Genomic DNA, 499 nt, shown 5'->3' with positions numbered 1-499 from the left:
TAATAGTTTTTAAAATTCTAGACAATAATAATAATATACCATATACTAGTAATTAGATTATGCTAATTAACATAAACTAAAAAAATTAACAATAGTTATGAATATGAATATAATTACTCTAATATATACTCTGTTATTCGGTAAAAAAGTGGGTAGAGATAAATATAATAACTTATATTATTCATGTTCTAGCAGTAACTTATTTAGAAAAGAAAAAAGATGGGTAATTTATGCAGGCAGTATAGAGGCTTCTAAAGTACCAGCCAATTGGCAAGCTTGGTTGCAATATACTACAGATACTCCTATTCAAAATACAAATCTTACATGGCAAAAACCACATATGCTTAATGTAACAGGTACTAAACTTGCTCATAAATTATCCAATAAGGATACAGTTTTAAAAAGTTATAGTGATTACAAACCTTGGAATGAAAATTAAAATATATGAATAATATTGTAAGAACTAAACAATTATTAGGAATATTTTTTATAGGAATAT

1 protein-coding gene is annotated in these 499 nt (G+C 24.4%); it reads left to right on the top strand.

Annotation, left to right across the window (positions count from 1 at the left end):
• Nucleotides 1-103 precede the first annotated feature (103 nt).
• Nucleotides 104-439: an NADH-ubiquinone oxidoreductase subunit NDUFA12 family protein gene (locus tag ACQCX0_RS05825; RefSeq protein WP_465029892.1), complete on the top strand. Its 336-nt coding sequence runs from the start codon at nt 104-106 to the stop codon at nt 437-439.
• The last annotated feature ends 60 nt before the right edge of the window (nt 440-499 follow it).

This window comes from Candidatus Hepatincolaceae symbiont of Strigamia maritima (assembly GCF_055505085.1).
Note: the sequence above shows the minus strand (reverse complement) of the source record. Positions and strands in the feature narration are given on the sequence as shown.